This is a genomic window from Enterococcus mediterraneensis (genome assembly GCF_900604485.1).
In the GTDB taxonomy this organism is placed as follows: Bacteria; Bacillota; Bacilli; order Lactobacillales; family Enterococcaceae; genus Enterococcus_C; species Enterococcus_C mediterraneensis.
Genome location: NZ_UWOP01000001.1, coordinates 240,180 through 253,825, shown reverse-complemented (window position 1 = coordinate 253,825; position 13,646 = coordinate 240,180). Strand labels below are relative to the sequence as shown.

General features: G+C 35.3%; 16 protein-coding genes. 14 read left to right on the top strand and 2 right to left on the bottom strand.

Annotated elements, in window-relative coordinates:
• Nucleotide 1 precedes the first annotated feature (1 nt).
• The 3 genes from lpdA to EFB00_RS01225 all read left to right on the top strand — a co-directional run bounded on the left by lpdA (nt 2) and on the right by EFB00_RS01225 (nt 2,570).
• A complete protein-coding gene (gene lpdA / locus EFB00_RS01235) occupies nt 2–1,408 on the top strand; it encodes a dihydrolipoyl dehydrogenase (RefSeq protein WP_122645126.1) in 1,407 nt (468 codons plus the stop codon).
• Between the two features lie 105 nt (nt 1,409–1,513).
• Nucleotides 1,514–1,789, top strand: coding sequence for a UPF0223 family protein (locus EFB00_RS01230; RefSeq protein WP_122645125.1), 276 nt, complete (start codon nt 1,514–1,516; stop codon nt 1,787–1,789).
• 7 nt (nt 1,790–1,796) lie between these two features.
• Entirely contained in the window at nt 1,797–2,570 is a 774-nt protein-coding gene (locus tag EFB00_RS01225; protein ID WP_122645124.1) for an inositol monophosphatase family protein, read from the top strand.
• A gap of 280 nt (nt 2,571–2,850) precedes the next feature.
• Here the strand turns inward: EFB00_RS01225 and EFB00_RS01220 are convergent, their stop codons facing one another.
• Together EFB00_RS01220 and EFB00_RS01215 are read right to left on the bottom strand one after the other, a co-directional pair.
• Complete coding sequence (locus EFB00_RS01220; protein ID WP_122645123.1) at nt 2,851–4,008, bottom strand: tyrosine-type recombinase/integrase; 1,158 nt, start codon at nt 4,006–4,008, stop codon at nt 2,851–2,853.
• A gap of 156 nt (nt 4,009–4,164) precedes the next feature.
• Nucleotides 4,165–4,818 carry a helix-turn-helix domain-containing protein gene (locus EFB00_RS01215; protein WP_241153386.1) on the bottom strand — a complete coding sequence of 218 codons (654 nt, stop codon included), beginning with the start codon at nt 4,816–4,818 and terminating at the stop codon, nt 4,165–4,167.
• A gap of 161 nt (nt 4,819–4,979) precedes the next feature.
• Between EFB00_RS01215 and EFB00_RS01210 the strand changes: the two genes are divergently transcribed.
• The 11 genes from EFB00_RS01210 to EFB00_RS01160 all read left to right on the top strand — a co-directional run bounded on the left by EFB00_RS01210 (nt 4,980) and on the right by EFB00_RS01160 (nt 13,525).
• A complete protein-coding gene (locus EFB00_RS01210; RefSeq protein WP_122645122.1) occupies nt 4,980–5,234 on the top strand; it encodes a MerR family transcriptional regulator in 255 nt (84 codons plus the stop codon).
• 179 nt (nt 5,235–5,413) lie between these two features.
• Nucleotides 5,414–6,298 carry a replication initiator protein A gene (locus EFB00_RS01205; protein WP_122645121.1) on the top strand — a complete coding sequence of 295 codons (885 nt, stop codon included), beginning with the start codon at nt 5,414–5,416 and terminating at the stop codon, nt 6,296–6,298.
• A gap of 365 nt (nt 6,299–6,663) precedes the next feature.
• A complete protein-coding gene (locus tag EFB00_RS01200; protein ID WP_122645120.1) occupies nt 6,664–7,161 on the top strand; it encodes a hypothetical protein in 498 nt (165 codons plus the stop codon).
• A 17-nt stretch (nt 7,162–7,178) separates the two neighbouring features.
• Complete coding sequence (locus EFB00_RS01195; RefSeq protein WP_122645119.1) at nt 7,179–8,054, top strand: SU10 major capsid protein; 876 nt, start codon at nt 7,179–7,181, stop codon at nt 8,052–8,054.
• A gap of 128 nt (nt 8,055–8,182) precedes the next feature.
• Nucleotides 8,183–8,371: a helix-turn-helix domain-containing protein gene (locus EFB00_RS01190; RefSeq protein WP_122645118.1), complete on the top strand. Its 189-nt coding sequence runs from the start codon at nt 8,183–8,185 to the stop codon at nt 8,369–8,371.
• A gap of 19 nt (nt 8,372–8,390) precedes the next feature.
• A complete protein-coding gene (locus EFB00_RS13800; RefSeq protein WP_122645117.1) occupies nt 8,391–8,639 on the top strand; it encodes a DUF5659 domain-containing protein in 249 nt (82 codons plus the stop codon).
• Nucleotides 8,640–8,885: 246 nt separating this feature from the next.
• The gene (locus tag EFB00_RS01180) at nt 8,886–9,080 is read left to right on the top strand and encodes a hypothetical protein (protein ID WP_122645116.1); all 195 of its coding nucleotides are present in this window, start codon (nt 8,886–8,888) and stop codon (nt 9,078–9,080) included.
• A 17-nt stretch (nt 9,081–9,097) separates the two neighbouring features.
• Nucleotides 9,098–10,246, top strand: coding sequence for a hypothetical protein (locus tag EFB00_RS01175; protein ID WP_122645115.1), 1,149 nt, complete (start codon nt 9,098–9,100; stop codon nt 10,244–10,246).
• Between the two features lie 9 nt (nt 10,247–10,255).
• Nucleotides 10,256–10,627, top strand: a complete 372-nt coding sequence (locus tag EFB00_RS01170) for a hypothetical protein (protein WP_122645114.1) — start codon at nt 10,256–10,258, stop codon at nt 10,625–10,627.
• Nucleotides 10,624–12,195 carry a phage terminase large subunit family protein gene (locus EFB00_RS01165; protein WP_122645113.1) on the top strand — a complete coding sequence of 524 codons (1,572 nt, stop codon included), beginning with the start codon at nt 10,624–10,626 and terminating at the stop codon, nt 12,193–12,195. Before EFB00_RS01170 ends, EFB00_RS01165 begins: the two co-directional genes overlap by 4 nt.
• A gap of 16 nt (nt 12,196–12,211) precedes the next feature.
• Nucleotides 12,212–13,525 (top strand): phage portal protein, encoded by a 1,314-nt coding sequence (locus EFB00_RS01160; RefSeq protein WP_122645112.1) that lies wholly within the window; start codon nt 12,212–12,214, stop codon nt 13,523–13,525.
• The last annotated feature ends 121 nt before the right edge of the window (nt 13,526–13,646 follow it).

Here is a 13,646-nt window from a genome sequence, read left to right as displayed (position 1 = left end):
AATGGTAGTTGGAGATTTTGCGATTGAATTAGATACAGTTGTGATTGGTGCGGGACCTGGCGGCTATGTAGCTGCCATCCGTGCCGCAGAGATGGGGCAAAAAGTAGCAATCATCGAACGCGAATATATCGGAGGCGTTTGTTTGAACGTGGGATGTATTCCTTCTAAAGCTTTGATCGCGGCCGGACATCATTACCAAGAATCTTTAGATTCAACAGTATTCGGTGTGACCAGCGAAAATGTAAAACTTGATTTTGCGAAAACACAAGATTGGAAACAAAATACAGTTGTCAATAAATTGACTAGCGGTGTTGGTTTCTTATTGAAAAAAAATAAAGTTGAAGTGATCGAAGGCGAAGCATTTTTTGTAGACGATCATACTTTACGGGTGATCCATCCTGATTCTGCACAAACCTATTCATTCAATAACGCGATCGTTGCTACAGGATCTCGTCCAATCGAAATCCCTGGGTTCAAATTCGGCGGACGCGTCTTAGATTCAACTGGCGGATTGGCATTGAAAGAAGTACCTAAAAAATTCGTGATCATCGGTGGCGGTGTTATCGGTGCGGAATTAGGCGGTGCTTATGCCAACCTTGGCGCAGAAGTGACGATCCTTGAAGGAACTGCACAAATTTTACCTACTTATGAAAAAGATATGGTAAAAATTGTTGAAGAAGACTTCAAGAAAAAAGGTGTTACGATCGTTACGAAAGCAATGGCTAAAGAAGCCGTTGACAATGGCGACAGCGTAACCGTTAAATATGAAATCGACGGAAAAGAAGAATCTGTTACTGCAGATTATGTCATGGTAACAGTCGGCCGTCGTCCAAACACCAATGATCTTGGTTTGGAACAAGCTGGTGTTGAAATCGGCGAACGCGGATTGATCACAGTAGACAAGCAAGGTCGGACAAATGTGCCGAATATCTATGCAATCGGTGATATCGTTCCCGGTGCGGCTTTAGCTCACAAAGCAAGTTATGAAGCGAAAATCGCTGCTGAAGCGATCTCAGGTAAAAAAGTAGCAGTCGACTACAAAGCAATGCCGGCTGTAGCCTTTACCGATCCAGAACTTGCTTCAGTTGGTATGACGATCGCGGAAGCGAAAGATGCCGGCTTGGAAGCAAAAGCTTATAAATTCCCATTCTCAGGAAATGGCCGTGCGATTTCCTTAGATAAAACAGAAGGCTTCATTCGTTTAGTGACTACCGTTGAAGACAACGTATTGATCGGTGCACAAATCGCCGGTGTAGGCGCAAGCGACATGGTCTCTGAATTAGCGTTGGCTATCGAATCCGGTATGAATGCGGAAGATATCGCCTTGACGATCCACCCACATCCATCACTAGGAGAAATCGTAATGGACGCATCAGAATTGGCATTAGGATTACCAATCCATATTTAACAGCATGTGAATATCGATTAGGAGCGGGTGAAAACCTGCTCCTTTTGTTTATTTTCTTACAGGGTTTATGCTACACTAGGTATTGAATGTTTGAGGTGAGAAAGAATGCGTGATTATCAGTATCCCCTTGATCTGGATTGGACGACAGACGAGATGGTGATCGTAATGGATATGTGGGAAAAATTGGAGCAGGCGAATGAGACCAATATCAAAGCAGAAGAATTTTTACGAACTTATCAAAAATTCAAGACTGTCGTGAAAAGTCTGGGAGAAGAACGACGTCTTGGACGGGAATTTGAGAAAATCTCCGGTTATTCGTTATACCACACCCTCCAAGAAGCCAAGAAAAATCCAAAAGGACGATTAAAAATGAAAGGTTGATTTTATCATGGATCAAATGATTACTCATATAAAAAGCTGGATATATACCGCTGCAGAGCAGATCAAAGAAAGTTTCGACGAGGATCTGCAAGTGGAAACCAAATCCAGCCGCAAAGATCTGGTAACGAGTTTGGACAAACAGACCCAAGAATACTTGACTCGGCAAATCTTGAACTATGATCCAAATGCGAAAATCATGGGAGAAGAAAATGGGCGGGATCATTTGACGGATCTATCCGGAAGAGTTTTTATCATTGATCCGATCGATGGCACCATGAATTTTGTTTTAGAACATGAAAATTTCTGTATTATGATGGCAGTTTATGAAGATGGAGTGCCTCAATTGGGATTTGTCTATGATGTCATGAAAGATGAATTTTTGTGGGGCGGAAAAAAAGTCGGTGTCTTTCGCAATGAACAGCAGATCAAGGCTCCAAAAGATCTCGGGATGCGGGAAGGCTTAGTCGGCATGAACACCAGCTTGTACAAAAAGAACGCCTACAATTGTCAGAAAATCGGAGATCATGCAATGGGCGTGAGAATGACTGGTTGTGCCGGTAAAGAGCTGATCGGGATCATCTTAGGACATCGTAACGGCTATATCTCTAATTTGGCTCCATGGGATTATGCACCGGGATGTGTCTTGCTGGACGCTTTAGGAATGAAATTTTCAGCACTTGACGGCGAACCACTGAAATTGGACGGCAGAGAATTATTTATTGCCGGGACACCGACTGCTTATGACGAAATGAGAGCGATCATTGCAAATACTGCCATATAATGAAAGAAAAAGTAAAGATACCAGTTTTTTTCAATAGAATGAAAACTTTTCACCAATTGTATAATAAGAATCTTTTTAATTTTTAGTTCAATTCAAAAATACATCAGAAACGCCTTTAAATCAACGTTTTTAGGCGTTTCTTTTGTTTTTTTATCTTTGAATATTATTAGAATAAAATGTATATTTTCTATCTATTTTTGCTTATTTTTTAGCTTTTCGATTCAAAATCTAAACTGGTCGATCCAAAAATCTAAACTGGTTTAGAGCTCTATTTTACAAATTAAATTTTTGGGATGATGTTATCTAATTCGTTAACTATTCTTTCTTTTGCTTCACTCGAAGTCCCAGCATAGACATTTAATGTGAACGCTACATCGGAGTGTCCTAGCATTTCGCTGACTTCTTTTACATTCTGAGTTAGAGAAATCGAATACGTTGTAAAGGTATGTCGTATTTTATGAGGATGTAAATCTTTCAATCCTGTTCTTTTTTCGATCTTTTTTAGTCGAAGATATACAGTCGATGGATGTAACATTTTACCTTTATCCGATGGAAAAACGAGGTCATCTCTAAACTGATCGTAGTTTTTTCGATTAAATTGCAGTTTATTAAAATACTGTAACTTTTCCAAAAGACTGATAGCAGTAGACGATAAAGGAATAGTCCGAGACTTTCCGTTTTTTGTAAGTCCGATCGTGTCATGTCCGTTTTCATCGCGTGTTCGTGAGTGTCGGACGTGTAGGACTTTATTTTCAAAATCAACGTCTTTCCATTGTAAAGCAATAGCTTCGCCATTTCGAATACCAGTTACAAAAATCAAATAAAATAAAACGCGAATGTTGAATTTACAATTGTACTTCAAATCCTCCAAAAAAATCTTCAAATCACTAGGGGACAAATATGTTTCCTTTTCTTTTGATCCTTCATTTTCGCTTCTTATAGTTCTCATTTTTTCGATTAATAAAACAGGATCACTTTGCACAAGCTTACGTTTTCGAGCAAATTCGAATACATTGCTAACGTAGTTCAAAAATAGTCGAGCTTGTGAGTGCTTAGCGTCATAATAAATGTAGTTCGCAAAGTCTTGAATATCATCAACGGTGATCTTATCGATTAATTTATCGCCGAGCTTAGGAAGAATATGATTCTTGAATTTTGATTTTGTCGAAAGAAGTGTAGCTGATCTTACCTTGTGTTTGTAAACAGTTTCGATCCACAACTCATAAACTTCTCTAAAAGTAGTCCCTCTTAGATTAGTTCCGCGAGTCTTGATGAAATTCTGTTTAGCGTCTAAATAGGCTTGTTCAGCTTCTCGTGACGTTTTGAAGCCACCTCGATTAAAGTTTTTCTGCTCTCCAGTCAGGGGATTAGTACCTAAATATCCTTTTTTTCGCCAGAAAGTTTGACCATTTTTTTCATATTTGTATGCTTTTGCCATTGTTTTTATCTCCTTTTCATCGCGTGTGTGGGACGAGAAAGAGGGAGAGTGAATTATAGTTACAATTCATTTATTTGTTTAACTTAAGGGGTAAAAAATATAAGAAACTTTTATTTGTTTATCCTTGTGTTTAAAAAAAGAAGCTACTTTTATTTGTCAATCTTGATCTTCTTCTTCTTTTTCCTCAAAAAGTTCTTCTATAACCTCAAATACAATTTTAGGAAACTTTTCTTGATATTTTTTGTTCTCAAAATCAAGTACCTCGGTGTTACGAAACTCAGATATCTCACCAGCTTGTTGCAATAAGGTGACAATAGTTTCAACAAATTCGAGATATTTTTCTGTATAATCATAATCTTTCTTTTGATAGAAAAGATCATCAAGATAATTGATTATCTTCACGAGATCATCATCAATCGCAAAAAATTCTTCCAACTGAGCGAGCTCAGCAGATCGTTGAAAGTTTCGAGCAACTTTTATTAGTTGGCTGTTCTCGATAGACGAGTTTAATATTGCGTTAAATTGATCATCATTTATTTGTCTTGCTTGCTCAATATAATCTTCTTCGCTTGTACCATTTAGCAGATATTCAATTGATACTCCACCAATTTCAGCAATACGCTTTAGACGCCTGTTATTTGGAAGGTTATAGCCATTTTCCCAATTGCTGACAGCACCATAACTTGCAGTTTCATCAATTTTTTTGGCGAAATCTTTAGCACTTAATCCAGTTTCTTTTCTGATCATCTTAATTCGTTGAGCGACTTCAAGATTTTTTTTATCAGGCACTTTCTTTTTTTGCTTGTTCAAAGTATATTCCACCTCCTACTATATATTATAATAAATAATTATAGAAAATACCAGAAAAACTATTGATTTTTATTTTCTTTTGTTTTATATTGTTTTTAACAGATATTTATAGTTATTTCTATAAATAATTGTAATGATAAAAGGAAGAAGGAGCTTATCTAATGAATGAAGAAATAGCTTTTAAAATTTCAGAAGAAATTCGAGAAGCGGTAAATGAAGGTATAAAACTTTATCAGAAGCGCGAAGAACTGCCATTCTATATGACGAAAACGCAAGCACAAGAATATCTGAATGTCGGTTATCTGACTTTGATGAATAAATACATCAAAAACGGTCTAAAAGTTATCATGGTTGATGGCATGCTACGAATATCAAAAGACGATTGCGATGAGTTCATGCGTAGTCATCGGGTTTAGTCCAAAGCAAAAACTGTTATAAAAAAGCAAATGTATTCCAAAAGACGTGTGGGACGAGAAAATTATATAAAAAAGACCGCCGAATAGTTGGGGCTATTCGGCGGTTGATGATGATAAAACTGTAATCTACAAATACATTTTATCATCGCTCAATAAAAAATCAAGAGGAGCGATTCGAGATGAGATACTCAAAAAACGACATAGAAGAAAAAGTAAAGTACTTTCAGTTACCAAAATTTTTATTTAAAAGCAGTCTATATAAATCTCTCAGCAACGATGCGAAAGTTGCATATGCTTTACTCAAAGATCGTTTAAACGTATCTCAAAAAAACGTTTGGACAAATAAAGAAGGTGAGATTTATTTTATCTTTTCTGTTTCAGAACTAGCTGAGGAGCTAGGGGTATCAAAAAATACAGCTTTGAAAGTCAAAAGTGAGCTGGTTGCTGCTAACTTGCTAGAAGAAGAGAAAAGAGGTAAAGGACGAGCGAATCATCTATATTTGCATCATCCAGTTTTAACAGATGACGACAAATACGAGGATAAAGATAGTTCAGAAAATAAAACGGCTGAAAAAGGTAGTGCAAAATCTGAACCAGTTGAAAATAAAGGTATCTCAAATATTGAACTAGTTGACGATAGTAGTTCAGAAAATGAACCACTTTTTTTTGGCAAAGTAGATCAAAATTTGGACATAGTAGCGCAAGATTTGGACGCTAGTAATACTAATCTAGTAAAACCAAGAGATAAAAGAGAAGAAGAGAATAAAACGCGTGTACACGAATCACCATTTTTCAAATTTTTAGACACGTTTAAAGTATTTTCTGTGACTGATATTTATAAAATCATCTTTGAGTTAGATAAGACAGCTCTTAAACCATCACAAGAAATCATTACAGCCCAGATCGAATCAATGAAAAATAAGCAGATCATTGCACCAGCAACATATTTTCTCAACGGTGTTAGAGACCGTGTGACAGCAGAAAGATTGCAAAAGCAAAGCAAACAGCTACCAGCGATCGATTTAAGTTACAAGTTTTTTGTAGAATCCGATAAGGTATTATAACACGTTTTATCGTTATTTAAATGCAACTATTTTTTTAATTTTTTTATTTTTAAATACTTATATAGAGCTGTTTAATGGATAATGAACAAAAGTTCTTTTTTTGACAGGTATGGAAATGTATGTTATATTTATAATATAGATGTGAGGGCTTTCTCTCTCTCATATTTTATTTTTGGAAATCGTACTCGCTTAATATGATTTTCTCTTAAAACTCGTGCTATTTACTTACTGATAGCACACAAAAGATACCGTTTGAGGACGGCTCTTTTGTCCTTCCATTTACTCAAAGAAGCTCTTTTCTGCTGGAAGAGCTTCTTTGTTTATGAACAAAAATGAAAACGATTTTGAAAAGGAGCTGAAAATATATGAAAAAAGATATCAAAGAAATTGAAGACGAAAACGAAGAAACTGAAACAGTCGATAATACTGAGACGGTTGAAGATGTTGAAGAGCAAACAGAAGCCTCACTGGAAGAACAAGTAAAACAGCTACAGGAGCAAGTTCAACAGCTTGTACAAGCTAAAACGTCAGCGCAAGAAACTGAAATAGTCGATGAAGATCAAGTAACAGACGATCCAGCAACAGATCGTGAAGCTGAATTCTCAGCGCGTGAACAAGCGCTGTTTGATCGTCAAGTTGAATTAGAGCTTAAATCAGAGGGTTTAGAAGATTTTGCACCACTGATTCATGCAACTAATGAAGCTGAATTGATTGAGCAAGTCAACAAATTAAAAGAGCTTGTCAACAAGCGAAAATTAAATAACTCATACAAACCCTCAGATCACAATAGCGCAAGTCAATACTCTCAAGCTGTTAAAAATAGAGACGTATTAAGCATGTTGAGAACTAAGATCAATCAATAAAAGGAGACATACATAAAATGAATACAACTAATCTAACTACACAAGAAAATATCTATCTCAGTGATGAGATTCATCTAGTAGCGCCAAAGCAAACCCCGTTTGCAACTCTACTTTTATCTAAAAAAGGCAATAGCGAAACAGGCGCTAAAATTCACTCATGGCGTGAGCGTACACTCGATACAAGTGAGTCTTTAGCACAAGAAGGAGCAGAGGCTGGGGAAGGCGTTCACTCGAATCGTGCTGAACTTTCAAATGTATTGCAAATTCTATCTAAGACAGTCAAAGTTTCTGGTACAGCGCAAGCTACTGAAAAAGTCGGTGATCTATTCGCTTCTGAAATTAATGATCGCTTGATTGAAGTCAAAGCAGACCTTGAAAAAGCGCTTTTGACTTCCACAAAAAACGATGGATCAGACGGAAAACCACGTAAAATGTCGGGCTTAATTGAGTTTGCTGACTCTGAAAATCTAGTGCAAGAACCAGTTTCTGAAACAGCGATCAAAGAATTAGCTAGAAAACTTTGGAACCAAGGTTTTGAAGGTGAAAATCTTTATCTCTTCGTTAATGCTGATATCAAAGAAGAGCTAGATAGCTTATATAAAGATAAGTATTTCTATCCAGCAAAGACAAACGATTTTGGTCTGTTAGTAAACAAGATCGAAACTAATTACGGAGTTATTAACGTAGTACTTGACCGCTACATGCCTTCTGAAAAAGCTGTCCTCTTCGATTTAGATCAGTTGTCTATCAAATTCTTAAAAGGCCGCCAACCTCATTATGAACCTCTTGGAAAACGCGGAGACAATCTAGAAGGCATGGTATTGCTAGAAGCGACATTAGAAGTAGGATCAAAAAAATCTGTTGCTGTGCTAGACACGACAACAGCAGAATAGCAGCTACCCACACAATTCTTGTGTTTATATCATATATTTTTCTTTCCTTTATTTTTGAGGGCGTGTGATAGCGTCCTCTCTCAAAAAAATGAAAAAGAACAAATGTACGAAAAAAAGGAGAAAACGACATGAACGAAAACATAACTAGACGAGAGTTTTATGTAGCGCTACGAAAGCGAAAAAATATAAAGCAACAAGAGTTAGCTCAAGCACTACACGTAGCACGCACAGTCATATCTCGGTTCGAAAATGGAAAATATCTTTTTGATAATGAGCGTGTAAAAGCGTACGAAAACTATATTGATAACAAAAAATAATGAAGCGAGCGTGATATCGATGGATTGGAAGCAGAAAATCGAACTTAGATATCTGGAACAGATTACACGAGTTAGAAAATTTAAATATGTGTATGATTACGAATTAGTTTTGTATCTTGAAAAAATTGGTATTGATTATATTACAATCGTACGTTCCGAAAAAGGATCGGCACTTGCCGTTTATGAAAATAACAGTGAGTTACGTAAGTACATTAGAAAATATTATAGGTCTATACCTATTATTGAAAGTGATATAGTAACTTTTTAAGACAGAGAGAAAATAAAAGTAATCACAAATTTTGTGAGTTTTTAGCTTGCTAAAAGCGAGCAAATATTTGTACCAAGCGTCCGCACGATTCTTGCGAAGCAAAATCGTAAGTAGCGCGGTAGGCTTTTGATCTTAATACTGTATGCAAAAATTTTTGTTGTAGTTCTTGACTGTTTATATAAATACTAAAAATACTATTTATCTAAACAGCTAAAAACTACAACAATAATGAAGGGAAGAATTTTAATGAATAAACTAACTAACAAAGATTTTTATTTCTGTTACAACGGAGCTAAGACAGCATGGCTCAAACAACAAGGCTTTAATTTTATAACACATGCTTTGACAATCAAAAGTAATCAAGAATATTGGCTCTTTGAACGGAGTCAAGAGTTGAAAATTGCGCTTAAAAGATATAATGATTTTTTTGAAAGTAAATAAGTTGAGGTATGAATCTGATGAATATAACTTTAAGCGAATTAATGACAAATTCCCTATACACAAAATTTGTAGGAAATAAAGTTCAAGAAAAGTATCAGTCAGCAGTTATGAGTGATAAAAAATTCTATTTGCAAACTGATACTAAAAATAAAATTATCAGTAAACTGAGCGAAAAAGCTGGATCAGTTAGATATGTGGCTGGAAAAAAAGGAAAAAACGAACCATATTTTGAGTTAGAAAAGCCCATTTTTGATGACTCTGATATTATCGAAGATCAGCGAGGACACCATAAGAAAAAAGCTGAGTGGTCTGAGTATACAGCTATACTCTTTAATAATGCGTTGCCTTTTTTTGAAAAAGGAAAAACATATACTAAAACTGAGCTATTACGTCAAAGTAGTATATTTCTAAAGGTCGATAGATACCGAGATAAAATCGTTGAAGTTTTGAAAGAAAAAAATAATCGATTCTACTTCAAAACTTTAAGAAGTAAAAAACGTTTGAATTATGATTTGGCTGTTCTTGCCGCTGATTTTTACCGCTTTTTCAATGAGCAAATCACACAAGAAGCGAATAGACTTGTTCGCGAATTTAAAGATAAAGCGGATATTCAGAAAGTATTTGTCGCTGTTTCTTTATCAACTGATGAGAAGAAAATATTTTTAGAAGTTGACGAAAAAATTTTCAATAAATATAAAGAAAGAAAACAGCAAATTAGAGAGCAATTCAGTCGTAAAAAGATGAAGGCACAAAAACGTGAGTTAGAATGCGAAAAAGCGATTAAAGAAATGGCACAGACTGAGTTTGATTGTCTGTTTATGTATGATGGTTTTCAAATATTTGATACTTCAAAAATTGAGTATATCAAGTGTGATAAAGAATATTTGCAAACTCTAGTGAATGATTTATTAAAGAATCGATTACTCGAAAATGCCAAAAAACGTGAAAATCTTTTAACGTATGAAGAAGAAATTAGAGATACTAATCAGAGATTATATCGTGAAAGTTCTTTTGAAGGTGGAAAAATGTACAATCGTGCGCTTGATGAAGAGTTATCCCATATTGAAACGGCAATGTATCAAGAAAAAGCTGATTTCAAGGCAAAAAAATATAAAGAGTATGTGCAAATCTATAGTTTTTTAATTGATTTTGTACAGATGAGATGAGGGCAATAAATGGATATTAAAGATGAAATTAAGAAATTATCAATAAAGAAGAAGATGTATTTTGAAATGTTGTTTCCCGATGTCCGAAAGACAGACCAACCAATTACAATGGATCATTTCTGTAATTTTATAAGAACAAAGAATATAGATTACTACAAAAACTGGGAAAAAACGGAAGAATTTCAAAGATTGAAAGCTTTGAGATATGCTTCCATTGCCAATAATGATTTTTTTGAGATATATGATTCAGTCAGTGAAAAAGCAAAAAATGGTGATGAAAAATCTATCAAATTGTTTTTGACTTTATCGAAAGAATTAAAATCAATGACGAAGCAAAAAATTACCGTTGAGGATAGCTCAGACGATGGGTTGATGTTATGACATTATCAACAGCAAAAAAATTAGAAAAAATAAATGCTGATCCTACGCTATGGCTGAAAAACTTTGTAAAGATCGTTGATAATGAAGGAAAATACGTTCCCTTTATTGTCAATCAGCAACAGAAAGAGTTTTTAGAATATCGAACGAGATATAACTTGATTGCTAAATCTCGTCAACTAGGAATGAGTACGCTCATGTTGGGGCTGTTTTTGTACATGGCTTTGACTAAAGCAAGAACTAACTACTTGATAGTTTCCTATAAGCTTGAATCAAGTACAATTCTTTTTGAGCGTTTGAAGGCGATGAATGATAGTATTCCTCGTGATAAGTTTAAATTTTCGAAGATTAAACACTCAAATAAAAATAAGCTCAGTTTTGAGAATGGTTCTACCATTACGCTTTCGGTCGCTGGCAATAAAGACGTGGCACGAGGCGGTAACTTTTTGGGAGTTCATCTCAGCGAGTTAGCTTTCTACAGCAATCAAGAAAAGCTCTTGTTGTCAGTAGAGCAAGCTCTTTCTAAGTCGGAAGAAGCTATATTGACGGTAGAAAGTACTTCGAATGGCTTTAATCATTTTCAAAAGCTTGCTACATCAGCAGAAAAAGGACTATCAAAGTATAAGCTATTTTTCTTCCCTTGGTACTCTAAGGCTACAGCTCAACAATTTAAGATTGAGATTGATGAAGCGGTGGCATGGTATAAGGCAAGTATGAAAGAGTTGCTCAGTGAAAAAGATTTGAATAATGAAGAGAAATTGCTCTTTGAAAAAGGCGCTACTTTGCGCTTGTTGATGTGGCGACAATTTAAAAAATTAGATATGAGCGATCGCGATTTCAAACAAGAATTTCCTTCAAACTTGCATGAGAGCTTCATATCGACAGGTTTCAGTGTTTTCGATCAATCTAAAGTCAGTGAGCGCTTGAATCACTTACCAAAAAAAATAGAATATAGCGCTGTTAGTTTGCATTTGCAACAAGAGTTACTGTCTCTTGTGTCAAATGGAAGCTTGTTTGTGTATGATTTGCCTAGAAAAAATGCGAAATATTATTTTGGTGTCGATGTTGCTGGGGGAAGTGGTGGCGATAATTCTACGATTAGTGTTCTTGATGATGAAGGTAAGCAAGTAGCTAGATTTAAAGATAATCGAACTCCAGTTTATCGTTTTGCGAAGATTATTAATGAATTAGGTCGCTTATATAATTATGCCTTTTTAGTCATTGAGCGTAACAGTTTTGGTACTCCGCTGCTAGAAAAATTACGTAGAGAGTATCTTTACATGAACATCTATAAGATGAAGCTATTTGACCAACAAACAGGCAGAAAGCGCATGAAATTAGGTTGGAGTACAACCGCAAGTAATAAAGCAACGCTTATTTCTGACTTGAAAGAGGCTTTCGAACTTGATGAAATACTAGTCAATGATCGCGATACGTTGGAAGAAATGCAAATATTTCAAGAATCAAATGGAAAAACGGGGAACATGAATGGACAAGGGTTACATGATGACTTAGTCATTGCGCTGGCATTGGCGACTCAAGGAAAGAAAGCGAAAAAATGGTATGTTTAGAAGGAGTGACAAATAAATGAATATTAAAGAATATATAAAAATTATACATAATGGTAATCCTCTATGGTTTTTAGATGAGGTTAATCACTACGAAAAACAAAGAAGAATTGCTGATGTCTTAAAAATGAAAAATTATCTTGAAGGCAAGCATGCGATCATGAATAGGGGCGTAGAGATGTACAATAATCGTCCGTATGAATCTCGAAAAGTGATGTTGCAATACGCTAAGTTGATCGCGAATCTCGAAACTAGTTACTTATTGAAAAATCCTGTCACGATAGTTGGAAAAGAAGAACTATCAGAGCGATTTAAACGTGTTTACAAAGAAGGAAGCTTCAACAAGTCTGATTATGAATTGCTTTCGCGTTTAATAAAATTCGGTGATAGCTATGAATATATTTATATCGATAATGACAAAATCAAATCGAAGGTCATTGAAAGTGAAAATGCGTTTCCGATCTATAATGAGACTCTTGAAATGATTGCTTTTGTTGAAGCCTTCGAAGCTTTGGAAAGTGATTTTTACATTATCTATTATCCAGAGAAAGTGGAGAAATGGTCTAATATCGGTGGTAACGATCTACGAAGAATAGACCGTTATAACAATGTATCTGGTCTTCCCATACACTATCGCAATGATAATGAATTGGATAAAGTGTTTGGCAAGTCTGATTTAGCAGATTTTCTTAACATAATTGATAATATGGAAGATTTACTATCTAAATTTAGTGACAGCTTTTACAAATTCCACAACCCTATCCCTGTTGTCATCGGTCAGCAACTGAAAGGTGAAGGAATCAACCAAAATTTAGTTGGTGAAGGGCTTGTTCTTGATGATGGATCAGACTTCAAAATGGTATCAAACTCAGTTAACGAGAAAGCATTTGAAACGATTTACAAAACTCTAAAACAAGAATTGCTAAACATTTCGAGTACGCCAGCAGTAAGTTTGAATAACACTGATGTTTCGAATCTCAGTGAAGTTAGTATGAAATTGCTGTTTACACTTTCAGATATGAAAGCGTCAATGAATGAGAGATTTTTGAGAAATGGTTTCGAGAAACGCTTTGAGATTATTGAGCGTTTGCTTGATCTTCAAGGAAAGACAGTCGAAGGGCAAAATATCCATGATCTTGATTTAGTATTCCACTACGCTAGACCGATAAACGAAAAAGATGTGATTGATAATCTCAAATCGCTTTCGGAAATGGGAGCTATATCGAAGGAAACCATCATTGATCTTGCACCATTGCTACAGCAAAGTAGTCATGAAGAACTTAGAAAGATTAATGCTGAGAATAGCAGAGAGAGTAATCTAGTAGTTGAGTAATGATTTATTACTATGTACAAAAGGTTGTACAGTAATTTAATTGTATGCTTTTAATCGTTGCTAGATTAATAGTTGCATAAAAATAAATACTATTGAAAATTTTTCGCCTTTACTTTTATTA

Bases quoted from the DNA above. Each gene is read 5' to 3' on its own strand.
- lpdA (WP_122645126.1), top strand. From the start codon at position 2: ATGGTAGTTGGAGATTTTGCGATTGAATTAGATACAGTTGTGATTGGT.
- EFB00_RS01230 (WP_122645125.1), top strand. From the start codon at position 1,514: ATGCGTGATTATCAGTATCCCCTTGATCTGGATTGGACGACAGACGAG.
- EFB00_RS01225 (WP_122645124.1), top strand. From the start codon at position 1,797: ATGGATCAAATGATTACTCATATAAAAAGCTGGATATATACCGCTGCA.
- EFB00_RS01220 (WP_122645123.1), bottom strand. From the start codon at position 4,008: ATGGCAAAAGCATACAAATATGAAAAAAATGGTCAAACTTTCTGGCGA.
- EFB00_RS01210 (WP_122645122.1), top strand. From the start codon at position 4,980: ATGAATGAAGAAATAGCTTTTAAAATTTCAGAAGAAATTCGAGAAGCG.
- EFB00_RS01205 (WP_122645121.1), top strand. From the start codon at position 5,414: ATGAGATACTCAAAAAACGACATAGAAGAAAAAGTAAAGTACTTTCAG.
- EFB00_RS01200 (WP_122645120.1), top strand. From the start codon at position 6,664: ATGAAAAAAGATATCAAAGAAATTGAAGACGAAAACGAAGAAACTGAA.
- EFB00_RS01195 (WP_122645119.1), top strand. From the start codon at position 7,179: ATGAATACAACTAATCTAACTACACAAGAAAATATCTATCTCAGTGAT.
- EFB00_RS01190 (WP_122645118.1), top strand. From the start codon at position 8,183: ATGAACGAAAACATAACTAGACGAGAGTTTTATGTAGCGCTACGAAAG.
- EFB00_RS13800 (WP_122645117.1), top strand. From the start codon at position 8,391: ATGGATTGGAAGCAGAAAATCGAACTTAGATATCTGGAACAGATTACA.
- EFB00_RS01180 (WP_122645116.1), top strand. From the start codon at position 8,886: ATGAATAAACTAACTAACAAAGATTTTTATTTCTGTTACAACGGAGCT.
- EFB00_RS01175 (WP_122645115.1), top strand. From the start codon at position 9,098: ATGAATATAACTTTAAGCGAATTAATGACAAATTCCCTATACACAAAA.
- EFB00_RS01170 (WP_122645114.1), top strand. From the start codon at position 10,256: ATGGATATTAAAGATGAAATTAAGAAATTATCAATAAAGAAGAAGATG.
- EFB00_RS01165 (WP_122645113.1), top strand. From the start codon at position 10,624: ATGACATTATCAACAGCAAAAAAATTAGAAAAAATAAATGCTGATCCT.
- EFB00_RS01160 (WP_122645112.1), top strand. From the start codon at position 12,212: ATGAATATTAAAGAATATATAAAAATTATACATAATGGTAATCCTCTA.